At 65.6% G+C, this 22,542-nt stretch carries 21 protein-coding genes; 12 read left to right on the top strand and 9 right to left on the bottom strand.

Annotation, left to right across the window (positions count from 1 at the left end):
• Positions 1-17: 17 nt before the first annotated feature.
• The 3 genes from AC1DKV_RS30605 to AC1DKV_RS30595 are packed head-to-tail and all read left to right on the top strand — an operon-like array spanning position 18 to position 3,867.
• Entirely contained in the window at positions 18-1,424 is a 1,407-nt protein-coding gene (locus tag AC1DKV_RS30605) for a cation:dicarboxylate symporter family transporter (RefSeq protein WP_477138716.1), read from the top strand.
• A 41-nt stretch (positions 1,425-1,465) separates the two neighbouring features.
• Positions 1,466-2,467, top strand: coding sequence for a tripartite tricarboxylate transporter substrate binding protein BugD (locus AC1DKV_RS30600; RefSeq protein WP_441613799.1), 1,002 nt, complete (start codon positions 1,466-1,468; stop codon positions 2,465-2,467).
• A 5-nt stretch (positions 2,468-2,472) separates the two neighbouring features.
• Entirely contained in the window at positions 2,473-3,867 is a 1,395-nt protein-coding gene (locus AC1DKV_RS30595; RefSeq protein WP_477138715.1) for a class II fumarate hydratase, read from the top strand.
• A 1-nt stretch (position 3,868) separates the two neighbouring features.
• On the opposite strand, the gene AC1DKV_RS30590 is transcribed toward AC1DKV_RS30595, so the two are convergent.
• On the bottom strand, positions 3,869-4,798 hold the full coding sequence (locus AC1DKV_RS30590; RefSeq protein ID WP_477138714.1) for a 2-hydroxyacid dehydrogenase: 930 nt from the start codon (positions 4,796-4,798) through the stop codon (positions 3,869-3,871).
• 2 nt (positions 4,799-4,800) lie between these two features.
• On the bottom strand, positions 4,801-5,568 hold the full coding sequence (locus tag AC1DKV_RS30585; protein ID WP_477138713.1) for a class II aldolase/adducin family protein: 768 nt from the start codon (positions 5,566-5,568) through the stop codon (positions 4,801-4,803).
• Between the two features lie 117 nt (positions 5,569-5,685).
• Here AC1DKV_RS30585 and AC1DKV_RS30580 point away from each other — a divergent pair, with 117 nt between their 5' ends.
• A complete protein-coding gene (locus AC1DKV_RS30580; RefSeq protein WP_441650162.1) occupies positions 5,686-6,597 on the top strand; it encodes a LysR family transcriptional regulator in 912 nt (303 codons plus the stop codon).
• A 75-nt stretch (positions 6,598-6,672) separates the two neighbouring features.
• Here the strand turns inward: AC1DKV_RS30580 and AC1DKV_RS30575 are convergent, their stop codons facing one another.
• Positions 6,673-7,164 (bottom strand): flavodoxin family protein, encoded by a 492-nt coding sequence (locus AC1DKV_RS30575; RefSeq protein WP_477138712.1) that lies wholly within the window; start codon positions 7,162-7,164, stop codon positions 6,673-6,675.
• A 166-nt stretch (positions 7,165-7,330) separates the two neighbouring features.
• Positions 7,331-8,260 (bottom strand): LysR substrate-binding domain-containing protein, encoded by a 930-nt coding sequence (locus AC1DKV_RS30570; protein WP_477138711.1) that lies wholly within the window; start codon positions 8,258-8,260, stop codon positions 7,331-7,333.
• 112 nt (positions 8,261-8,372) lie between these two features.
• Between AC1DKV_RS30570 and AC1DKV_RS30565 the strand changes: the two genes are divergently transcribed.
• Complete coding sequence (locus AC1DKV_RS30565; protein WP_477138710.1) at positions 8,373-9,539, top strand: mandelate racemase/muconate lactonizing enzyme family protein; 1,167 nt, start codon at positions 8,373-8,375, stop codon at positions 9,537-9,539.
• A 40-nt stretch (positions 9,540-9,579) separates the two neighbouring features.
• A complete protein-coding gene (locus AC1DKV_RS30560) occupies positions 9,580-10,572 on the top strand; it encodes a tripartite tricarboxylate transporter substrate-binding protein (protein ID WP_477138709.1) in 993 nt (330 codons plus the stop codon).
• 120 nt (positions 10,573-10,692) lie between these two features.
• Here the strand turns inward: AC1DKV_RS30560 and AC1DKV_RS30555 are convergent, their stop codons facing one another.
• Positions 10,693-11,430 (bottom strand): hypothetical protein, encoded by a 738-nt coding sequence (locus AC1DKV_RS30555; RefSeq protein WP_441613808.1) that lies wholly within the window; start codon positions 11,428-11,430, stop codon positions 10,693-10,695.
• A gap of 38 nt (positions 11,431-11,468) precedes the next feature.
• Positions 11,469-12,074, bottom strand: coding sequence for a J domain-containing protein (locus AC1DKV_RS30550; RefSeq protein ID WP_441613809.1), 606 nt, complete (start codon positions 12,072-12,074; stop codon positions 11,469-11,471).
• 386 nt (positions 12,075-12,460) lie between these two features.
• Between AC1DKV_RS30550 and AC1DKV_RS30545 the strand changes: the two genes are divergently transcribed.
• The 3 genes from AC1DKV_RS30545 (at position 12,461) to AC1DKV_RS30535 (ending at position 16,277) form a co-directional block, all read left to right on the top strand.
• Positions 12,461-13,510, top strand: a complete 1,050-nt coding sequence (locus AC1DKV_RS30545; protein ID WP_441650159.1) for a patatin-like phospholipase family protein — start codon at positions 12,461-12,463, stop codon at positions 13,508-13,510.
• Positions 13,511-14,117: 607 nt separating this feature from the next.
• On the top strand, positions 14,118-15,221 hold the full coding sequence (locus AC1DKV_RS30540) for a mandelate racemase/muconate lactonizing enzyme family protein (RefSeq protein ID WP_477138727.1): 1,104 nt from the start codon (positions 14,118-14,120) through the stop codon (positions 15,219-15,221).
• A 57-nt stretch (positions 15,222-15,278) separates the two neighbouring features.
• The gene (locus AC1DKV_RS30535) at positions 15,279-16,277 is read left to right on the top strand and encodes an AEC family transporter (protein WP_477138708.1); all 999 of its coding nucleotides are present in this window, start codon (positions 15,279-15,281) and stop codon (positions 16,275-16,277) included.
• Positions 16,278-16,649: 372 nt separating this feature from the next.
• On the opposite strand, the gene AC1DKV_RS30530 is transcribed toward AC1DKV_RS30535, so the two are convergent.
• Positions 16,650-17,090 (bottom strand): hypothetical protein, encoded by a 441-nt coding sequence (locus AC1DKV_RS30530; protein WP_477138707.1) that lies wholly within the window; start codon positions 17,088-17,090, stop codon positions 16,650-16,652.
• Positions 17,091-17,480: 390 nt separating this feature from the next.
• On the opposite strand from AC1DKV_RS30530, the gene AC1DKV_RS30525 reads away from it, so the two are divergent.
• Complete coding sequence (locus AC1DKV_RS30525; protein WP_441613814.1) at positions 17,481-18,458, top strand: NAD(P)H-dependent flavin oxidoreductase; 978 nt, start codon at positions 17,481-17,483, stop codon at positions 18,456-18,458.
• A 59-nt stretch (positions 18,459-18,517) separates the two neighbouring features.
• Positions 18,518-18,919 carry a YbaN family protein gene (locus AC1DKV_RS30520; RefSeq protein WP_441650158.1) on the top strand — a complete coding sequence of 134 codons (402 nt, stop codon included), beginning with the start codon at positions 18,518-18,520 and terminating at the stop codon, positions 18,917-18,919.
• Between the two features lie 10 nt (positions 18,920-18,929).
• Here the strand turns inward: AC1DKV_RS30520 and AC1DKV_RS30515 are convergent, their stop codons facing one another.
• Positions 18,930-20,363, bottom strand: coding sequence for an amino acid permease (locus tag AC1DKV_RS30515; RefSeq protein ID WP_441650157.1), 1,434 nt, complete (start codon positions 20,361-20,363; stop codon positions 18,930-18,932).
• Positions 20,364-20,478: 115 nt separating this feature from the next.
• Positions 20,479-21,543, bottom strand: coding sequence for a porin (locus AC1DKV_RS30510; protein ID WP_477138706.1), 1,065 nt, complete (start codon positions 21,541-21,543; stop codon positions 20,479-20,481).
• Positions 21,544-21,761: 218 nt separating this feature from the next.
• Between AC1DKV_RS30510 and AC1DKV_RS30505 the strand changes: the two genes are divergently transcribed.
• A complete protein-coding gene (locus AC1DKV_RS30505; protein WP_477138705.1) occupies positions 21,762-22,235 on the top strand; it encodes an Lrp/AsnC family transcriptional regulator in 474 nt (157 codons plus the stop codon).
• The last annotated feature ends 307 nt before the right edge of the window (positions 22,236-22,542 follow it).

Below are 22,542 nucleotides of genomic sequence, written 5' to 3'. Positions count from 1 at the left end.
GGGTGGAGGAAGACAATATGTACAACGAAACCAAGCAAACCCCCGAGGCGCCGCCGCCGGCGCGCAAGCTCCCGTGGTACCGCAAGCTGGGCATGCAGGTGCTGCTGTCCCTGGTGCTCGGCATCATCGTGGGCTTCGCCTTCCCGAAGTTCGCCTCGCAGCTCAAGCTGCTGGGCGACATGTTCCTGTCGCTGATCAAGGCGGGCGTGGCCCCGCTGGTGTTTCTCACCATCGTGCATGGCATCGCGTCGGCCGGCGACGTGAAGAGCGCGGGCCGGGTCGGCTGGCGCTCCATCGTCTACTTCGAGGTGATCTCCACCATCGCGCTGGTCGTTGGCCTGCTGGCCGGCAACCTGCTGCAGATCGGCAAGGGCATGACGAGCGTTGCGGCAGGCGCCGCGCCGCCGGTCGCCAAGGCGGCGGCGCCGCAAGGCTTCCTGGAGTTCATGGCCCACATCGTGCCGGACTACTTCGTGGGCGCGTTCGCCAAGGGCGAACTGCTGCAGGTGGTGGTACTGGCCGTGATGGTCGGCATCGGCATCCTGGCGATTCCCGAAGGCCGGCGCGAGAAGATCAACGGCGGCCTGGACACCATCTCGGAGGTGCTGTTCTCGTTCATCAACCTGGTGATGAAGCTCGCGCCGATCGGCACCTTCGGCGCCGTGGCCTACTCGGTMGGCAGCAACGGCGMGGCGGTGCTGGTTGCGCTGGCGCAACTGGTGCTGAGCTTCTACGCCGTGGTGGCGCTGTTCATCGCGGTGGTGCTGGGCCTGATCGCCAGGCTGGCGGGTTTCAGCCTGTGGCGCTTCCTGCGCTACATCAAGGATGAAATCMTCATCGTGCTGGGCACCGCGTCCTCGGAAAGCGCGCTGCCGCGCCTGCTGATCAAGCTGCAGCGCCTGGGCTGCGCCAAGCAGACGGTGGGGCTGGTGCTGCCCACGGGCTATGCCTTCAACCTCGACGGCACCTCTCTGTTCATGGCGATGGGCGTGATGTTCATCTCCCACGCCTACGGGGTACCGCTCTCGCTCGATCACCAGATCGGCATCCTGCTGCTGATGCTGCTGACATCGAAAGGCGCGGCGACCGTCTCGGGCGGCTCCTTCGTGGTGTTCGCCGCGACCGTCACCTCCACCGGCATGCTGCCGGTCGAGGGGCTGGCGGTGATCTTCGGCGTCTATCGCTTCCTGTCGATGGCGATYKMSACCTGCAACACCATCGGCAACAGCGTSGCGACCGTGGTGGTGGCGAAGTGGTCCGGCACGTTCGACCCGGAAGTGGCCGCGCGCCATCTCTACCCGKAGCGCTATCCCGATGCCGCGGCCGCCGATGCCGCGCTGGACGACGGCAACCTGCTGGGCGAAGACGCCAGMGAGGCCAACCCGCATACCCCCGGCATTCCGCTGTCGAAGGCCACGACCTGAAGCTCACAAGAACATATCCGCCCACCCGGAGGAGACCATCCATGACCCGTACCAAGCCCTCGTTTCTTGCCACCCTGGCGCGCGTGGCCGGCGCCGCGGCGCTGATCGCCGCCAGCCATCCGGCCGCCGCGCAAGGCTATCCCGCCAAGCCGGTCACGTGGATCGTCCCGTTCGCCGCCGGCGGGCCCACCGATGCCCTGGCGCGCACCATCGCGGAGCGCGTATCGCGCGAAGTCGGCCAGTCGATCGTGATCGACAACTCGCCCGGCGCCGGCGGCACGGTGGGCGCGGCCAAGGCCGCGCGCGCCGCGCCCGATGGCTACACCATGCTGGTCGGCCACATGGGATACATGGGCGCCGCTCCGGCGCTGTACAAGAAGCTTGCCTACGATCCGGTCAGGGACTTCGCGCCGGTGTTCCGCTTTCCGGATACGCCGATGGTATTGATGGTCCGCAAGGACCATCCGGCCAAGGACATCCGCGCGCTGGTCGACTTCGGCAGGAAGAACCCCGGCAAGCTCTTCATCAGCAACGCCGGCATGGGCTCCAGTTCGCATCTGATCGCCGCCCTGTTCGCGTCGGCTGCCGGCATGAAGGTGTCCCTGGTGCCCTACAAGGGCGCGGGGCCGGCGCTGATCGATGTCATCGGCGGCCAGGTCGACGGCATGTTCGACCAGACCAATACCGCCTTGCCGCAGATCACGGAGTCCAAGGTGCGCCCGCTTGCGGTGACCTCGGCCACCCGCGTGGCGCAGCTCAAGGACGTCCCCACGCTGGCCGAGAGCGTGTTGCCGGGCTTCGAGGCCGCGACCTGGTACGGGATCTATGCGCCAAAGGGCACGCCGCAGGCGGCGCTCGACAAGATGCAGGAGGCTTACCTCAAGGTCATGTCGGATCCGGCGTTCACCGCGAAGATGGCAGGCCAGGCGATCCAGATGCTGCCGCGCGAACAATACACGGGCCGCGCGCTCGGCCTGCACACCGAAGCCGAGATCGCGCGCTGGAAGGCCGTGGCGGCAAAAACGAACATCTCACTGGACTGAAGACGATGACCATGACCCGAGTCGAGCACGACGCCTTCGGTCCGGTGGACATTCCCGCAGACCGCTACTGGGGCGCGCAGACGCAACGCGCCCTCGGCCTGTTCACGGTGGGCGAGGAACGCTTCCCGGCCTGCCTGATCCGCGCCTTCGGCCTGCACAAGATGGCGGCGGCGCGCGCCAACGTGCGCTGCGCGGCGCTGGACGCGGGGCTGGCGCAGAGCATCGTCGCGGCCGCCGGGGAACTGCGCGACGGCCGCTTCGACACGCACTTCCCGCTCACCATCTGGCAGACCGGCTCCGGCACCCAGACCAATATGAACGCGAACGAAGTGATCGCGAATCGCGCCAACGAGTTGCTGGGCCAGCCGCTGGGTACCAAGTCGCCCATCCATCCCAACGACCATGTCAACGCCTCGCAGTCCTCCAACGATAGCTTCCCGAGCGTGATGCAGATGGTCGCGGCGCTGGAAGTCAGAGACCGGCTGCAGCCGGCCTTCGCCTGCCTGCGCGATGCGCTCCTGGACCGCGCCCATGCCTTCGCGGACGTGATCAAGGTGGCCCGCACGCACCTGATGGACGCCGTGCCGATGCGCATGGGCCAGGCGTTCGAGGGATTCGCCGCGCAGGCCGCCAATGGTCTCGCGCGGCTCGACAGCGTGCTGCCGCGCCTGCTGGAATTGCCGCAGGGCGGCACGGCGGCGGGCACCGGCCTCAATGCACCCGCGGGATTCGACCAGGCGTTCTGCGAGGAAGCCGGCCGGCTCGCCGGCCTGGCGTTCCGCCCCAGCCCCTGCAAGGTGGAGGGCATGTCCGCGCACGATGCGCTGGTCGAACTCTCCGGCGTACTCAACGTCATGGCCACCTCCCTGACCAAGATCGCCAACGACCTGCGCTGGATGGGGTCGGGACCGCGCTGCGGCCTGGGAGAACTGACGATTCCGGATGATGGCCTGACGTCGTCGATCATGCCGGGCAAGCGCAATCCGACCATCGCGGAGGTGGCCGTGCAAGCGGCCATCCAGGTCATGGGCAATCACGTCGCGGTCACCATGGCGGGCGCATCCGGCAACTTCGAACTGAATGTCGCCAAGCCGGTGCTGATCCACAACGTGCTGCAGTCGATCCGCATCCTGTCGGACAGTGCCCGCCTGCTGGCCGAAAAGCTGGTCGCGGGACTCGAGGTGAACCAGGAGAAGCTGGCCGCCAACGTGGAGGGTGCGCTGCTCGCCGTGACCGCACTGAATCCGGTCATTGGCTACGACCGTGCCGCGCAGATTACCCGCACCGCCATCGCGCTCGGCATCACGCCGCGCGCCGCGGCGATGCAACTGGGCCTGCTGAGCGKGGAAGACTACGACCGGCTGGTCAATCCCGAGCGCATGGCGAAGGGGCTCCCCTGAACTAGTACCCCCGTGCGCGATCGACTTCGTTCAACACGGCCAGGCCGCTCCTGACCCGACGCACGTTCTCCACGCACTGCTGCGCGACGAGATCGAACGAGGCCTGGGCGGCKATATGCGGCGTGGCCAGGATGCGAGGGTGGCGCYAGAGCGCGGAGTCCGCGGGCAGCGGCTCGGCACGGTAGACGTCGAGCGCCGCGCCCGCCAGATGCCCGCTGTCCAGCAGCGCGATGAGATCGGACTCCACCAGATGCTCGCCGCGCCCCACGTTGACCAGGTATGCGCCTTGCGGCAGCTGCGACAGTCGCCTGCGATCCAGGATCTCATGGGTGTCGGCGGTCAGCGGCAGCGTGCAGACCAGGATATCGCTCTGCGACAGCAGCGTCCCGAGTTCGCTCTCGCCGGCAAAGGTGGCGATACCCGGCAAGGCTTTCCTGCTCCGGCTCCAGCCGGCCACATGAAACGCCGCGCCGTGCATGGCGCGTGCCACCGCCTGCCCGATCTGCCCGAGACCGAGGACGCCCACCCGCGTCTTCTGCGCCGGGCGAACCGGATGCCGGTGCCATTCGACCCGCAACTGCTGGGCTTCATAGCAAGGCAGTTCGCGCGTATGGCGCAATGTCACCGCCAGCACGTACTGGGCGATCTCCAGCGGCTGGCGCGGGTCGACCACGCGGGTGACCGGCATGCCGGGCGCAAGGTCTGTCGCCGAGAGCAGCTTGTCCACGCCGGCGCTCGGCGCGCTGATCAGCTTGAGAGCGGGGTACGACGAGGCGACGCCGTCTTGCAGGCTCCACGCCATGATGCACTCGACTTCCGGCACGGGGGCTTGCGCCGCGCTTGTCCACACGGGAATGTCGGGCGCAGCCTTGCGCAGTGCATCGGCCAGTGGCGCGGACAGCGATGGATGGATCAGAACCAGGATGCCCATGTTCAGGTCCTGAACGAGGGATCGATGCGGTCCAGGCGTCGCAGCAGCCCGGGCCAGACCAGGCCGGCGCCCTGGCCCTTGGTGACCTCCTTTGCCTGCCCGGCCATGCCTTCGAGGATGGATGCCGGCACGTGGGTCAGGCTGGTGCCGCCGCTTTGCGCCAGGATCTGCACGCGGCATGCGGTCTCCAGCGTGTACATGGCCAGGAAGGCTTCGGCGATGGTGCTGCCGCATGTCAGCAAGCCATGGTTGCGCAGGATCATGTTGCTKGCTGTGCCCAGGTMCGCCACCAGCCGCGCGCGCTCGGCGTCTCGCAGTGCCAGGCCTTCGTAGTCGTGATACGCGAGCGCGCTGAGCGGAAACATCGATTGCTGGGAGATCGGCAGCAATCCCTCGCGCTGCGCCGAGACGGCAATGCCGTGCAGCGTATGGGTGTGCAGCACGCACTGCACATCGGGCCGCGCCTCGTGGACTGCGCTGTGGATCAGAAAGCCGGCCGGATTCACCAGGTGCTCGGTCGGCCCGACCGGCGCGCCGCCGTGGTCCACCTTCACCAGACTGGAAGCMGTGATCTCCTCGAACATCAGCCCGTAGGGGTTGATCAGGAAGTGCTGAGGCGCGCCGGGCACGCGCGCGGAGATGTGGGTGAAGATTAGGTCGTCCCAGCGGAAATGCGCGACCAGCCGATAGCAGGCCGCCAGGTCCACGCGGGTGCGCCACTCCGCATCGGTCATGTCTGTGCCGGCATGCGGCTCGGTATGTGCTGTCATAGGTTGACTCCAGGATTTGCGGGGCGAAACTCAGTGAAGCTGTCCCATACTGGAAGCATTGCAACCTATCGTCAAATGCAATATTTTTCAGTTTTCCATGCGTAAAAACTTAATTTCATGGCCCTGAGGAAGTACCAGCACTTTGTCACCCTGATCGAGGCCGGCAGCTTTGCCAGGGCGGCGGACGAACTGCACCTGTCGCAGCCTGCCTTGACGCGCAGCATCCAGGCCCTCGAAAGCGAGCTGGGCAAGATGCTGATCGACCGGGCCTACGGGCGTGCCGCGCTGACCGCCGAGGGCCTGGTCGTGCTGGAGCGCGCGCGGCGCATGCTGCGCGAAGCCCGCGAGATGAAGCGCGACCTGGAAATGATGCAGGATCTGACCCGCGGCCATATTCGCGTAGGTTTCGGCGCACTTGCCGCGTCGTTTCTGCTGGACCCTGTGCTTGCCATGCTGCTAGGCCGCTATCCCGGCCTGCGCGTGGACGTCGAGATCGATGAGGCGCGCGCATTGGGCGAGCGGATCGAAGCGGAGGAGCTGGATGTTTTCCTTGGGGAGAGCACCAGCATCGACAAGCGTCCTCAGTTGCTCGTCGAAGACTTGCCGCCGATCGAAACCGGCTTCTTCGTGCGCGCAGGCCATCCGCTGGCGCGCAAGTCGGCAGTGGCGCTGCAAGACCTGCTGGGCTATCCGGTCGCCGGCCCGCATCTGCCGAAGAGAATCGCCGCGATGCTTCGCCAGCGCCTKGACGAACAGGTCCCCGGCACTGCTCGCGATCTGCTGACGGTGGCTTGCGACCAGTTGCTGACCGTTCGCTCGCTGGTGCTGGAAACCGAAGCGGTGGGTCTCGTGCCCAGCGAGATGATGAAGGCCGAATGCGCCGCGGGAACGGCGCGCAGGCTCGCCGTGCTGGGCTTCGATGACATGTGGTCGCCGTATGGCGTCGTCACGCTGGCCGGGCGCACGCGGTCACCGGCGACGCAGGCATTTATCGCGATCCTGCAGGAGAGCGTTGCGCGCTACAGGTAGCCGGCCAAGTCCCCGATGGATTTGCCACGCCATCCCGACGATATGCCCGGGCTTGCGCGATCGTCCGCGGCCACGTCAGAACACGCCCAGCGCGATGCCGGCCGCCAGTCCGGCGCCGAGCTCGGCACAGCGAGCGAGATCATCGGCGCTTATTTCCTTGCGCGCCAGAATGCGTTMGGGCGTCTGTGCATGGGTACAGACGATCAGGCCTGGCGCCACGCAGTTGAGCCGCCATCCGGTGGCGATGCGTTCGACCTGACGCAGTGCGTTCTGCCCGTCGCTGCCGGCGCAGATCATGGCCGCGTACGGGCGGCCGTTCACCTGGTCAAGCGCCGCGTAGTAGCAGCGATCGAAGAAGTCCTTCATCAGCCCGGACATCGAAGCCAGGTTTTCCGGCGTCGCGAACAGGTAGCCGTCGGCCGCCAGCACATCGTCCGGGCCGGTCTCGGACGCACGCTGCAGCCTGACCGCGACGCCCGACTGGGTGCGCGCCGCGCCGGCTGCCGCCTCGGCCATCTGCTGTGTTCCCCCGGTCATCGTGTGGTAGATGATCAGCAACGTCTTCATTCATGCTCCGCCATATGCAGGTCCGCGGGTCCGCGGGTCCGCGGGTCCGCAGGTCCGGTCAGCCAGGAATCGCCCAACCTGTCCGGGTTCTCGCAAAGGTAGCCCTCGATTCCCGTCGACGTCAACTTCGGCAAGCGAGCAGGCGCTTGCGGGCCGCATGGCAGGGCTACCMGCCTTTCTTGCGTGATTCGCTTGCCATCGCGGGCTTTTGAAACTGCGCCACCAGGAAGTCGATGAACGTCCTTGCACGGGCGGTCTGATTTCGACGTTGCGGGTAGTAGACAAAGAGATCGGCCGACGGCAGCGCGAAATCGGGCAATACCACCCTCAACCTTCCGCTTTCCAGATACTTCGCCAGATCMCACTCGGACCGTATCAGGATTCCATGGCCATCGAGCGCCCAGCCGAGCACGATATCGCCGTCATTGCTGGACAGCGCGCCGTCAACCTTCACCACTTCACTCTGCCGCTTGTGCAGAAACCGCCAGACGCCGTGGGCGCCGTCGTTCTGCCTGTGGATGATGCAACGGTGGCTTACCAGTTCGGCGAGCGTCGTCGGCGTCCCGAACTTGTCGAGATAGACCGGTGACGCGCAAAGAAACCGGCGGTTCGACATGATCCGCCTGGCGTTCAAGCGATTGTCGGGCAAGGCCCCGAACCGGATCGCGAGATMGAACCCGCTCTCGACCAGGTCCACGGGCCTGTCAGTGACCTCCAACTGCACTTCKACGTTGGGATAGCGCCTGGCGAAATCGGAGACGAGCGGCGCAATGGTGGTGCGACCGAAGCCCAGCGTGGCGTTGACACGCAGGAGACCGCGAGGCTCGGCTCCGCTGCTCGATACGGCATCTTCCATTTCACGAAGGTCCGCGAGGATCCGCGTCGCATAGGCGAGGTAGGTTTCGCCTTCGTTGGTCAGGCTGATGCTGCGTGTCGTGCGGTTGACCAGGCGCACGCCCAGCCGGCCCTCCATGAGCGCCAGCCGCTTTGTCGCCGCCGGCGGCGTCAGGTCGAGTTCGCGCGCCGCGGCCGACAGGTTGCCGTGACGCGCCACCAGCACGAAGAACTCCAGTTCGGAGGCGAGGTCAGTTTTCACTCAAAGTGAATAATCAAATTAATTTGATTCAATTTTAGTTCACGCTCCAGCCACTAAGCTACCGATTCCCACACCCCACGCACCGTAGCKCCAGCGCGCCAGGAGACACAGCATGAGAATCGTCGAAATCCGCGAAAAGACCCTCCCCATCAGCTMGCCCATCCGCAACGCCTATATCGACTTCAGCAAGATGACGCTGAGCCTCGTCGCCGTGATCACCGACGTGATCCGGGACGGCAAGCCCGTGGTTGGCTACGGCTTCAATTCGAACGGCCGCTATGGCCAGGGCAAGCTGATGCGCGAGCGCTTCATCCCGCGCCTGATGGAAGCCGATCCGGAATCACTCATCGACGCCACCGGCGACAACCTGGACCCCCACAAGATCTGGGACACGATGTTCACGAACGAGAAGCCGGGCGGCCACGGAGAGCGTTCCGTGGCGATCGGCACCATCGACATGGCCGTCTGGGATGCCGTGGCAAAGATCGAAGGAAAGCCACTGTTCCAGTTGCTGGCGGATCGCTACGGCAACGGTACGCCCGATCGCAAGGTCTTCGTGTATGCAGCCGGCGGTTACTACTATCCCGGCCAGGACCACGACAAGCTCAAGGACGAAATGCGCAGCTACATCGATCGTGGCTACACGGTCGTCAAGAAGAAGATCGGCGGCGCATCGCTCGACGAGGATCTGCGTCGCATCGATTCGATCCTGAGCGTCCTGCAGGATGGCCAGAAGCTGGCGGTCGACGCCAATGGCCGCTTCGGCCTCGACACCGCGATCGAGTACGCCAAGGCGCTTTCGCAGTACGACCTGTTCTGGTACGAAGAGCCGGGCGACCMGCTAGACTTCGAACTGCAGGCGACCCTGCGCAACTACTACGCCAACCCGATGGCAACCGGCGAGGATCTCTTCTCGATGCAGGACGCCCGCAACCTGATCCGCTACGGCGGCATGCGCCCGGACCGCGACTACCTCCAGTTCGATTGCGCACTGAGCTACGGCCTGGTCGAGTACCTCCGGACCCTCGACATGCTCAAGCAGCATGGCTGGTCGGCCAGCCGCTGCATCCCGCACGGTGGCCATCAGATGTCGCTGAACATCGCCGCCGGCCTGGGCCTCGGCGGCAACGAGAGCTACCCGGACCTGTTCCAGCCGTTCGGCGGCTTTCCCGATGGCGTCAAGGTCGAACAGGGCTATCTCACCATGCCGGACCTGCCAGGCATCGGCTTCGAAGCCAAGTCCGACCTCTATCGCGTGATGCAGGAACTGTCGGCCTGAGCGGCATAGCCAGGGCAAGAAACATACAACGGAGACAACCATGTCGAACAAGCAAGCGGCTTCCTATGCCGTCACCCTTTGTCTTGCCGGCGGTGCACTTGCCGCCCCGGGTCCCGCGTACGCCGAGTACCCGGCKAAGCCTGTCACACTGGTTGTCCCGTTCGTCGCCGGCGGCCCGAGCGACAAGATCGCTCGCGATGTGGCAGAGGCATTGCGCAAGACCCTGGGGCAGACGGTCCTGGTCGAGAACACAGCCGGCGCGGGGGGAACGATCGGTACAGCGCGCGTTGCGCGCGCCACGCCGGACGGGTACACGCTGCTGGTACATCACATAGGCCTGGCCACGGCGCCGTCGCTTTACAAGAAGCTGGGCTACAAGACGGCCGACCTGGAGTTTCTCGGTCTGATCAACGAGGCGCCCTCGACCCTGATTGGCAGGCCAAACCTGCCGCCGAATGCGCTACCCGATCTCCGCAAGTTCATCGCGGAGAATGGCGCAAAGCTGAACCTCGCCAATGCCGGAGCGGGTTCCGCCTCCCATCTGTGCGGCCTCATGCTGCAAAGCGCGCTCAAGAGCAATATGACCTCTGTGCCTTACAAAGGCACGGCTCCCGCCATGTCCGACATCATGGGCGGCCAGGTCGACCTGATGTGCGAGCAAGCCACGAACAGCACACCCCAGATCGAGGCCAGGAAGGTGAAGGCCTACGGTGTGACCAGCGCACAGCGATCATCTGTGCCCGCGCTGGCAAGCATTCCGACCCTCAGCGAAGGAGGGCTGGCGGGTTTCAACTTCACCGTCTGGCATGGCCTCTACGCACCGCGCGGGACGCCGCCAGCGGTACTGGCAAAGCTCAACACGGCCCTGCGCGCCGCGCTGAAGGACGCGGCGCTCATCAAGCGCGAAGAAGCGCTCGGCGTCACGGTCGTCAGCKACGACCGCCTTTCGCCGGCCGGGCACAAGAAGTTCTTCGACGGCGAGGCCAATCGCTGGTCGAAGATCATCCAGGACGCCGGCATCCAGCCCGAGTGATTCCCCTGTTCGCGCATCCCCGGCACAGGCTGCGCGGGCAGGCCGGTTCCCTTGGGAGAATGTCGCGCCGGCCCGCTCCTTGTCCGCCCTCCGCGACAAAGCGCGGCGTGACCCTGACGATCAGCCGGCCAGGCACCACCGGCCAGAATCCTGGCACACACCGGCCCTTGCACCGTTCAGCCAGACCTGCTCTTCATTCAGTTGCAGCGAGGTCGAGGCAGAGATGTCGAAGTCAACCTCGAGCGCGTGCCCGACACCGGCATCCTCGATGGGAAGCTCCCAGGTCAGGAATAGCTGGACCCAGTCGTGGCCGGGCGGGAAGTCGCCCACGTCGAAGCCGCTGCTGTGGCGTGGAATGACGCCATGGGGCTGGCAAGTATCGAATATCACAACCGTGCCCCGGCTCAGGGGGATGCGCAGTCCCAAAGAGGGGAAATGCAAGTCCAGGCCCTTGTCCTCGCTCAGGAAGAGGTTGCAGAAGGCCGCGCCGCCATATTGCTCGCCGTCATGGTGGTACCTCGCGCCGCGGCAGGCCATGAGGGCGATGTCACTGGCGGCAAGCACCCCGGGTAGTCCGAGCGCGCACGTCCAATCGGACGCCGCCTGCACGCAACGCGTGTAGTCCGGCCAGCGCGCCCGCGCTCGTGCCAGGGGCATGGCTTCGACATCCCCGGGTTCCAGGATCAGGCGTGACGATATCTCCCTTGCCCAATCCGCAAGCAGACGTGCAGGGGGCACGGGGACGTCGACCGTGCCTGACAGCACGATGTCGCTCACGCGCCGGCTGCGGATGGCGTCGCCACTCCAGAAATAGGAAGTGAGGAGGTCCCGTGGCTGATGCTGTTCAGGGCGGCTCATCTGCCAGGACGCTTCGGCATCGACATGCCCCAGCCCGGCTACGAGCGCAGGCCGAACAAGCCGTGCCAGAACGAATCGAAGGTGCCGGGGTGACGCCTGGACCGCGTCGCCTCATCGGCATTTGACGCCGCCGCGCCGGCAGGCGTCGGGGCGGCTTCGCTGTGTGGCGCGTCCGCGGCCGGCGCACCTGCCCGCCGCGACTCCTGCAAGGCCCATACGCTGTCCGCGATGCGTGCCGCCAGCTCCGCCTCGCAGTCACGGCCGAGCAGCACGCCGAAGAGGACTTCGCGGTTGTGTCCGTCGTCGGCAAAGCGCATCGCGATCGCGACCATCTTCTCGTAGTGTTCCTGCGCGACGCGCTGGGCTTCGCGTTGCGCCTCGCACTCCTGTTCTTCCTGCGCCTCGCGTTCAGCCTGCCAGCGCTGCATCTCCTGCTCGAATACCTCGTCGTAGATCCGGCGCTGCTCCGCATCGGAAAGAATGCCGTAGGCATCGCGGATTTCCTGGAACGCCTTGTGCGCCTCCGCCTCGCGGCCAAGATTGCGGTCGGGGTGCCACTTCATCGCGGCGCGGCGGTAGGCACGCTTGATCTCGTCGAGGGTGGCGTCCGATTGCACGCCGAGGGTCGCGTAGAGGGTGGTCATGGGCCTGGGGCGGCTGCTGGGGAGCGTTCATCCTAGCACGGGGTGACCCGCCAGCACGGTCACCGCCGCGTCGTCGTGGCGCCGTTGCCGACAAGGCACTTATGCGCGTATCGCCGCCACCCGGCACGGCGCACGCCTCGGTGCGGGCGGCACGCCATCCATCGACCCGCCGCCTCACCACTCAGGCATCACATCTTTACTACACTTCATGACAGGGGGTGCCGTCCATCGACGCACTGATGAGAGCCTGGTCTGGCGGGCCTCCATCCGCGCTGGTGGCCGCCAGGCGAACGCTTGAATAAGCGCTGGCTACGATACTTTGCGCTACGCCCGCGCAAGCCGATACCTGGCGGGTCTGCTCCCCCACGCCACGAAGGAGCCTTGGGATGGCCGGGAGTATCCGTAAGCCGACCGGTAACGGCGAACAAAAGCCAATCGCGCTCGCTTTGCAGGGCGGCGGGATGCATGGTGCGTTCACGTGGGGAGTCCTCGACCGCTTGCTCGCGGATGGGAGATTCACCATCGAAGGMATCAGTGCGACGAGTGCGGGCGCGATGAATGCCACCGTGCTCGCCCACGGCTTGCTGCAGGGCGGGCACGACCGGGCGCGCGAGGCGCTCCACGAATTCTGGCTCGCGATCGCGCAATCGGCAAAGAAGCACAGCCCGTTCCGCTGGATGCCCTGGCTAAAGGGAACCCATAGCTTTGGACTGAACTACTCGCCCCTTTACGCGATGGCGGACATCGTTCTCCGGATTCTGTCGCCATACCAGTTCAATCCCAGCAACAGCAATCCGCTGCGGGATGTCCTCGAGCAACAGGTCGACTTCGCGGTGCTGCGCAAGCAATGCCCGATACAGCTTTATCTGTGCGCGACCAATGTCGAGACCAGCAGGATACGCATTTTTTCAAGCACGGACATTTGCATCGAGGCCGTGCTGGCTTCGGCCTGTCCGCCCACCCTGTTTCAGGCTGTGCCGATAGACGGCGAGTACTTCTGGGATGGCGGCTATGTCGGCAACCCGGCAATTTTTCCGCTGATCTATCACTGCAATACAAGCGACGTCGTGATTGTCCACATCAATCCGATCGTGCGCCCTGGCGTGCCGACCACCGCCGTCGACATCCTCAATCGCGTCAATGAAGTGAGCTTCAACTCATCGCTCATGCGGGAGATGCGCGCGATTGCCTTCGTGACTTCGCTGATCCAGCAAGGCAAGGTCAATCGAAGCGAGATGAAGGAAATGCTGATCCACTCGATCAGGTCTGACGAGACCATGAGCGCCCTCGGTGCGTCGAGCAAGTACAACGCCGACTGGGACTTCCTTTGCTCCCTGCGCGACAAGGGGAGGACCGAGGCCGAGGCATGGATCAAGGAAAACTACGATCATGTTGGCCAGCGCTCGAGCATCGACATCAAGAAGGAATTTCTTTGAGGATCGCGATCGCGAGCCATGTCCGCTCGGGCATTGGCCCTTCGCGCGCCGATGATCCGGCCACCGCCTCCGTGCGAGCGCCGAGGCCGCCCCCCATTTCTCCCTCCCCGACGCCCCGGCGGATAGGTGCGTCCACACGACCGACCGGCTCCGTGTCGTGCCGCGCCGGCATCCCGCCGTTCTGACAGCAGCACATATCCTGCGCGCCTGCATGCCCTGGCTGCGCCGCGGTGGTGCGCGAGGTGCCAGCGGCGACGCCTGGCGGCACGCCGGGGAGCACCGCCCTGCCCGTGCAGGCAATGGCGATTTCAGGGGCAACCGCCAGGCAGCGCTTTGTMCACTTCGAACCAGCGCGCGGGAAATTGGGAGTCGCGCCGGCTGATGAAGCTGTGCACCTGATTTGTTCCTGCCGCGCAAGACTGATTCGCCTTGGCGGGTATGCGAGTTCGACGGCGATGCGCCTAGATTGGTGCCCAAGGGTAACGAGCAATCCCCGGGCGGCGCCAGGCGGCATCCAGGACGACAGCGGCTCGTTTCACTGGCTGGACTCGCAGAGTCCGCCATCACACGGCKAGCATGCCGGACTGCACACCAGGAAGGAAACATCATGAAGATTGCAAACATCGAGACGATACCCCTGCGCATTCCCTTCACGGCGKGGGGCCGATCAGATGACGCCGTGTGGGGCAAAAGCGGATTGCAGACCGCTGACTCGCTGGTCGTCAAGGTCACGACCGATACGGGCGTGGTCGGCTGGGGCGAGACGTTCGGCTTCATGGCGGTTCCTCCGGCCAAGGTCGTGATCGACACGATTCTCGCGCCCGAAATCATCGGCCGGGATGCCTCGCAGCTCGAGAAGCTGATGCTCGACCTGCAAAAGAAGTTCCATGTATTCGGGCGCAGTGGCGCCTTCATCCACAGCCTTTCCGCCATCGACATCGCGCTATGGGACATCGCAGGCAAKGTCGCGGGAAAGCCGGTCTACCAATTGCTCGGAGGCAGTAGCGCCACCTCGCTGCGGGCCTATGCCAGCCTGACCCGGTACTCCGACCCGGATCTCGTCAGGGAAAACGTGGCGCGCGCGCTGAACGACGGATTTCGCCATCTCAAGCTGCACGAGATCGATGTCGAGAGCGTCCGCGCGGCGCGCGAGACGGCCGGTGACGACGTCGACATCACGCTCGACGTCAACTGTCCGTGGACGGTCCGCGAAGCGCTCGACATGGCGGAAAAGCTTCGGCCTTTCAACCTGCGATGGCTCGAAGAGCCGGTCTGGCCGCCGGAAAACTATGCCGGGCTCGCGCGCGTCAGGCAGGAAGGCCGCATCCCCGTCGCCGCCGGCGAGAACGCCTCGACGTTGATGGACTTCCAGCATCTGTTCGAAGCCAAGGCTGTCGACTTCATCCAGCCGAGCCCGGCGAAGATGGGCGGCCTGACCGAATTGAAGAAGGTGTACGCCCTGGCCAATGCCAACAATGTCACGGTGATGGTCCACACGTTCTACGATGGTCCCGGCCTGCTCGCCAGTGTGCACGCAAGCGCCGCGCTGGGCGGTCCCGATGCGCTCGTCGAATGGCGCTATTTCGACCTCGAGGCACAGCTCTACGGCGACGCCATCATCCCGAAGAACGGTGCGTTCGCCGTGCCGCAAGGTGCGGGTCTCGGCATCGAGCCCAGCGCGGAAGTGATCCGCGACTACCGGGTGGCCTGATCAGGCCATGCATGAAGGCACGGCGCGCAAGAGGCGCCGTGCATCAAAGGCGATCGCGTGCCGGGCGAAGGAACAGACCTGACGGTACGGATGCCAAATCCAAGGAGTGTCATCATGCTGGACCGTATCGCAGGGCCCCTGCTGCCGGTTGCGTTTGTCATCGTGCTCGGATTTCTCGCGGGCAAACGCGGCAAGCTCAACCATTCGGATAGTCTCGTCATCAGCCGCCTGGTTCTCAACTGGATCTTCCCCGCCCTGCTGCTGGTCGGCATGGCCGGCACGCCGCGTTCGCAGTTGCTGGATTTCCGGTTCGTCGTCGCAACGTTCATCGGCATCATGGGGATGTACGCCGTGGCGTTCGCGCTCGGCTGGTTTCGCTATCGCGAGCTCAAGGCCGCCACGCTGAAGGGCTTCGTGGTCGGCTACCCGGACGCTGCCTTCATGGGCATCCCRATCCTGCAGGCCATGTTCGGCCCCAGCAGCCTGTATTCCGTACTGGTGCTCAACCTGGTCGCAAGCCTCGTGATGATTCCGCTGACCACGATGCTGCTCACGGTCGCCAGTGGCAAAGGCAGCGGCGCCAAGGCCTTCGTTGCGAGCGTATCGGGCGCCGTCCGCCGGCCGCTCATGTGGGCGCCCGCCATCGGCATCCTGCTCTCCCTGTTCGCGGTCAAGCTCCCGCCGGTAGCGGCCGAATCGCTCAATCTGCTCGGCAAGGCAACGCCCGGCGTTTCGCTGTTCTGCCTCGGCCTGATCATGTCCTCCGTGCGGCTGAATCTTTCCAGCGAGGTGTGGGTGAACATGGGACTCAAGCTGCTCGTGCACCCGGCCCTGATGATTGGCGCAACCATTCTGCTTTCGGTCAAGGGTCTCTACGCTCAACAGATGATCCTGCTGTGCGCGCTGCCGTCCGCGACGATTCCGGCCATGTTCGCCAACGAAGCCGGCGCCTATCGGAGCGAAGCGGCAACGTCCATCCTCACCAGCACGGTCATGTCTCTCGTGACGTTCTCGATCGCGATCTATCTGATCGACGGCGGTCTTGCGGCAGCCTGAGCGCGGCTCGCCAGCCACGCCGCTTCCGCGGGTCGGCTGCAAGAGGACACGGGCCAGCGGTTGAAGCCGGCCGATAGCAGCGGCCGGCTCATGGACCTTACAAGAACGGAATGGCCCCTCAGGGATCCCTCGGGGATTTGAACTTGCGGGGCCTCTTCTTTCGAGGCAGACGCTCGAAAAGGCCGGGATGCGGGTAGTGGGGCGATGCTGTCAGACGGCTGCGATCGGCCCGTACCGGCCGATCGCGCGCTTATGCGGATCGCAATCGAATTACCGCTTTGCCGAGCCCATGGACAAGCGCGACATCATGACGTCTGTCGCGGGCCGCCCCAACAGGCCAGGCCGCCCTCCCCCGAGGGCGTGGCTCGCGACTCAACTCCCGACAGCGTCCACAGCCGTGCGCGGCTTGGCCGCGGCCTTCTGATGCGCGTCCACGTCCAGCTCGCGCTCCGCGGCGTCGCCGGTGGCACCCTTGTAGTAGAGATGCACGCCGATGGCCAGTGAGTCGTGGCGGATTTCCTGGAGTGCCTTCCACGCCTTGGACGGATCGCGGAACACCAGGTAGTGCGCTTCCTGCGAAACCAGGTCCGCGACCTGGTGCAGCCCGTGCCCGTGCAGCGCGCTGACGAGCGCGTCGAGKCTGCGGTGGGTGCGGGCGTCGGTGCGCGGGTAGAGCATGTGCAGCACGGCGACGCGCTGCTCCGCGACCAGCGCCGACAGGGCGACAACGATTTCCTGATGGTTGAGCGCGCTGACGATGTGCTCGGGGTCGCCGACATGCCTTGCGAACAGGGCTTCGAGAATGGAACTCATAATGCACTCCTTTGCTGCTACGGCTGACTGCTGGCTGGGGACGGCGCGCCGACCGGGTCGACGCGGCTGCCTGGCTCCGGCGGCTCTCTTGCCGGAGACGCTGAGCGGAAGCCAGGCGGTTCACGCAATGTACGCCGCCTGGAACCAAGGGAAAACCCTAGATTCGTCAATACACTGTTCTGTAAAGGAAACAATGGCGACGGAACCTGTACGCCTGGATGCAATACACGGTGCGTGGCGGCACCCATACTGACTTAACGCCCGCCCCCGCTTCGCCGTAGACTTCCTCTAATACCAGCCACGCCGAAAGCACCCCGAACTCCCTATAATCGAACGCTCGTTCATATCCAGGGCGCCCCATGCGGCGCCCGCCGTGGTTCAGGAGACGCCATGCCCGCCGCCAAACAACTGCCCCCGGTTCTGCAGAACCTGTCGCTGCCCGTCATTTCCTCGCCGATGTTCATCGTCAGCTACCCCGAACTGGTGCTGGCGCAGTGCAAGGCGGGTATCGTCGGTTCCTTCCCCGCGCTGAACGCGCGCCCGGCGGAGATGCTGGGCGACTGGCTGACGCAGATGCAGGAGGATCTGGCCAGCTTCCGCGCGGCCAACCCGGGCGCGGCGGTGGGCCCGATCGCGGTGAACCAGATCGTGCATGCGTCCAACGCGCGGCTGGAGCACGACATCAAGGTGTGCGTGGACCACAAGGTGCCCATCTTCATCACGTCGCTGCGCGCGCCGCCCAAGGAAATGATCGACGCGGTGCACAGCTACGGCGGCATCGTGCTGCACGACGTCATCAGCATCCGCCACGCGGAGAAGGCCATCGAGGCCGGCGTGGATGGCCTGATCCTGGTGGCCGCCGGCGCCGGTGGCCACGCGGGCACGCTGTCGCCGTTCGCGCTGGTGGGCGAGGTGCGCAAGATCTTCGACGGCGTGATCGCGCTGTCGGGCTCCATCGCCACCGGCGAATCGGTGCTGGCCGCGCAGGCCATGGGCGCGGACTTCGCGTACGTGGGCACGCGCTTCATCGCCTCGCAGGAAGCGCACGCGAGCGAGACCTACAAGCAATCGATCACCACCTCGGCCGCGGCAGACATCATCTACACCAACCTGTTCACCGGCGTGCACGGCAACTACATCCGCGAAAGCATCCTGGCGTCCGGGCTGGATCCGGAGAACCTGCCGCTGGCGGACAAGAGCAAGATGGACTTTTCCAGCGGCGCTTCGAAGGCGAAGGCCTGGAAGGATGTGTGGGGCGCTGGCCAGGGCGTGGGCCAGATCCACGACATCCCCACCGCCGGCGAAATCGTGGCGCGCATGAAGGCGGAGTACAACGAGGCGCGCGCGCGCCTGGGGCTGGCGGTCTGAATACGGCGCCGCCCGCAAGCGCCAACGCCGGCTCCGCTGCGCGCAGCCGCCGCGAGCGGGTGCTGCGCGCGCTGTTCGTGGCGCTCGGCGCGCTCAGCCTGCTGCTGGGCATCGTCGGGATCTTCCTGCCGGTGTTGCCCACCACGCCGTTCGTGCTGCTGGCCGCGGCGTGCTTCGCGCGCGGCTCGGAACATTTTCATGCGCGGCTGCTGGCGCATCCGCGCCTGGGGCCGCTGGTGCACGACTGGCAGCAGCACCGCAGCGTGCCGCTGCGCGCCAAGTGGCTGGCCATCGGCACCATGTGGCCGTCGCTGGGCGCCACGGCGTGGTTCTTGCGCGAGCGCCCCTTCGCCTCGGTTGCCCTGCTGGCCTGCGCGGCGGCCGTGACCGCGTGGCTGCTGTGGCTGCCGACGCGGCCGCGCGGCGGCTATGCGCAGTCCGCCACGGACGGCGCAGCCTGAGCGCGCCGGCTCAGGCCACCTCCTCGCCCTGCGCCGCCGCCGCGGCTGCCGCACGCGCCTTGAACCAGCCGAAGTAAGCCACCGTCAGCGCCACCAGGAATGGCACGCCGAACACCAGCGTCATGCGGAACGCCTGCGTGAACGCCGTGGTGAGCATGACGGCCAGCATCAGCCCCGCGCCCAGCAGCGTGAGCACCGGAAAGCCCCACATGCGAAAGCGCAGCGGCGCGTCGCCCCGGGCCCGCCACGCGCGGCGGAAGTAGTAGTGGGTGATAAAGATCATCATCCACGTGAACAGCGCGCCGAACATCGACACGGCCATCATGATGGTGAACGAAGCATCCGGATAAACGATGCTCACCAGCGTGGCGATGCCGATGCCGCCGGTGGACAGCAGCAGCGCCGGCAGCGGCACGCCGCGCGCGCTGAGCTGGCCCAGTTGCCGCGGCGCGTAGCCCGCGCGCGAGAGGCTGAACATCATGCGCGTGGTGATGTAGAGCTGGCTGTTCATGGCCGACAGCGCGGCCACCAGCACCACGAAGTTGATCACGCCGGCCGCGCCCGGGATGCGGATGGCTTCCATCACCTTGACGAAGGGGCTCTGGTCATGGCCGGCGGCCGTCCACGGCAGGATGGCCAGCATCAGCGCGAGCGTGAGCAGGTAGAACAGCACCAGCCGCACCATGGTGGAGCGGAACGCGCGCATGACCGCGCGCTCCGGGTCCTGCGCCTCGCCGGCGGCCACGGCGATCATCTCGATGCTCAGGTAACTGAAGATGGAGACGATGACGGCTATCCACGTGCCCCGGATGCCGTTGGGAAAAAAGCCGCCGTGCGCGGTGTAGTGATGGAAGCCGGCCTGCTGCGCGCCGCCGCCGACCAGCGTCGGCGCGCCGAAGACCACGTAGGCGCCGAGCAGGATGAAGCCGACGATGGCGGCGATCTTGATGACCGAGAACCAGTACTCGACCGCGCCGAAGATATCGACGCTCAGCGCGTTGACCAGCACCAGCGCGCCCGAGAACGACACGATCCAGAACCACCCCGGCACCGCCGGGAACCAGTACTTCATGTAGAGCGCGGTGGCCGTGACCTCCGCCCCGACCGCCAGCACGATGCAGGCCCAGTAGGCATAGCGCACCAGGAAGCCGGCCAGCGGGCCGATGTAGTGCTCGGCATAGGCGCCGAACGAGCCGGAGGTGGGGTGCGCGACCGTCATCTCGGCCAGGCAGCCCATCAGCAGCAGCGCGATGAACGCGCCGATGGCGTAGCTCACCAGCACGCTCGGGCCGGCAAAGCCGATGGCGAAGCCGCTGCCGAGGAACAGGCCGGTGCCGACCGCGCCGCCGATGGCGATCATGGTCATCTGGCTGGCGCTGAGGCTGCGCCGCAGCCCCTTCTCGCGCTCGACGATCTGCTGGAACTGCTGCGGGGGATTGGTCATGGCTTGTCTCCTTCGGGTKGCCGGCCGCGCCGGCGCGAGGCCTGGCTGTTGCCTCGTCCGGCGCGGGCCGCATGGTCCCCGGAACCGGGGGCTGGGGGATGCGGGACGCCGCGGCTCAGAAGATGTGGCGGATGCCGAGCGCCACGCCGGTCTGGTTGCCGCGCCCGGGCAGCTCGGTGGCGGCGCCGCCGCTGACGACGTTGTGGTCCACCGTGCCGTACAACTGCGTGCGCCGCGACAGCGCGTACTCGGCCAGCATCACGCCCGCGTAGCGCCGGCCACCGTTGCCGGCGATGCCGTTGGCGTTGCGGATGCGGTCGTGGTAGAAGACGGCGGTCAGCGCCAGCGCCGGCATCACCTGACAGGTCAGGCCGGCGTAGACGGTGTCGTCCCTGCGCGGGTTGGCCGTGAACGTGCCATAGCCGACGGTGCGGGAGGCATCGTTGAGCGCCGCATCGAGCGAGCCGGTGGCGTCCCTGCCGCCGAGATAGCCGAGGAAATACTTGCCGGCGCCCACCGCGTAGCGCGCGGCCGCGCCCCACATGCGCTGCGTGTTGCTGGCGGCGTCGCGCGTCTCCTGGTAGACGCCGCCCACGCTGACGCCGCCGAAGGTGTAGGCGGCACGCGCGCCCCAGTACGCATTGCGGCCCACGCTGCCGGGCTGCTCGCCGAAGCCGTAGCTCGCGCCCACGTTGAGGCCGCCGAAGCTGCCGTCATAGCTGACGGCGTTGTCGACGCGGCCCACGGTGATGAAGTACGGCCAGTAGTTTGCGATGTAGTTGGCGATGCCGAGCGGGTCGAAGTCGCCGAACAGGTTAAAGCCCTCKGTGGACTGGCGGCCGAGCCGCAGCGTGCCGAGGCTGCCGGACAGGCCGACGTAGGCGTAGCKGCCGAACAGCCGTCCGCTCTGGTTGGCGCGGCCGGTCTGCGGGTCGAAGCCGTTTTCCAGGCGGAAGATGGCCTTGAGGCCGGCGCCCAGCGTTTCCTCGCCGCGCAGGCCGAAGCGGCTGTTGGTCACGGCGCCGTTGGCCTGCCCGATGTCGTGGTCGTCGGCGGCGTTGGCGTGGGTGGTGAAGCGCACGCTCTGGTCGACGATTCCGTAGAGCGTGGCCGAGCCCTGTGCGCAGGCGCTGCCCGTGACGAGCATGCCCGCCAGCAGCGGGGGGCAGAATGTCTTCATCGATGCGTCTCCTCTCTTTTTGTTTTTCCGGCTCCGCGCGCCTCGCGGCGAAAGAGCCTGCCTGATACGTGGCACCGCATGCCAGCCAGTGCTTTTGCGTCCAGGGAGAGGTATATTAACAAACAGATAATCTAATTTTCTTCGAGTTATTACCGAATTAAATCATCTTGCGCTGCATTTATTTCGTACAAGACCGATTTTTCGGTTAAATATTCAGAATGAAACTTGACCTGATCGATGTCCGCATCCTGCGCCACCTGACCCGCGACGGAAAAACCACGAACCAGGAACTGGCCGAGGCCGTGAACCTGTCCGCCTCGGCATGCTTCCGGCGGGTGAAGCTACTGGAAGAGGCCGGCGTGATTGCCGGCTACCGCTGCGTGCTCGACGCCAAGGCGCTGGGCATGGAATTCGAGGCGCTGGTCCAGGTATCGATGCGCACCGACGTGGAGCGCTGGCACGAAAACTTCGTGCAGGCCCTGAACGGCTGGCCGGAGGTGGTGACCGCGCGGATCGTGTCCGGCCCATCCAACTATGTGCTGACCGTGCGGGCGCGGAACCTTGAGCATTATTCCGAATTTGTTGTCAACCGCTTGCATAAGGCRCCGGGGGTGATGGCGATTAATTCTAATATTGTGTTGGCTACGGTTAAGAGGACGGGGTCGGTTTTGGAGATTTTTGAGATKGGATAAGTCTTAGATTTTTACTCAGAATCTTAACTTCAAAGGCGAAGTCTTAAAGACTAAGACTCAAAGTCTCAAAGAGGGCTCGGGCCTTTTTGGTCCTTCAGGCGCATGCAAGTGCGCCTGTCTCTGTGGGCCTAGCGGCGCGGGCTTGGTAGCCCGTTCGGGCACATGTAAGTGTCACTTTTCTTTTCTCGAAAAGAAAAGTAACCAAAAGAAAGCGATTCTTGCAGAAGGCTGGGCGCTCAGACTTCTCGTCTGAGGCTGGTTTCGTGGTGGGCGCGTTGGCTTTGATTGGGCTGCTGACGCTACCGGC

It is taken from the genome of Cupriavidus sp. 05T41 (assembly GCF_056396525.1).
This window is presented reverse-complemented; position numbering and strand designations above follow the sequence as displayed.

Bases quoted from the DNA above. Each gene is read 5' to 3' on its own strand.
- AC1DKV_RS30600 (WP_441613799.1), top strand. From the start codon at position 1,466: ATGACCCGTACCAAGCCCTCGTTTCTTGCCACCCTGGCGCGCGTGGCC.
- AC1DKV_RS30555 (WP_441613808.1), bottom strand. From the start codon at position 11,430: ATGAGCCGCCCTGAACAGCATCAGCCACGGGACCTCCTCACTTCCTAT.
- AC1DKV_RS30550 (WP_441613809.1), bottom strand. From the start codon at position 12,074: ATGACCACCCTCTACGCGACCCTCGGCGTGCAATCGGACGCCACCCTC.
- AC1DKV_RS30525 (WP_441613814.1), top strand. From the start codon at position 17,481: ATGCCCGCCGCCAAACAACTGCCCCCGGTTCTGCAGAACCTGTCGCTG.
- AC1DKV_RS30515 (WP_441650157.1), bottom strand. From the start codon at position 20,363: ATGACCAATCCCCCGCAGCAGTTCCAGCAGATCGTCGAGCGCGAGAAG.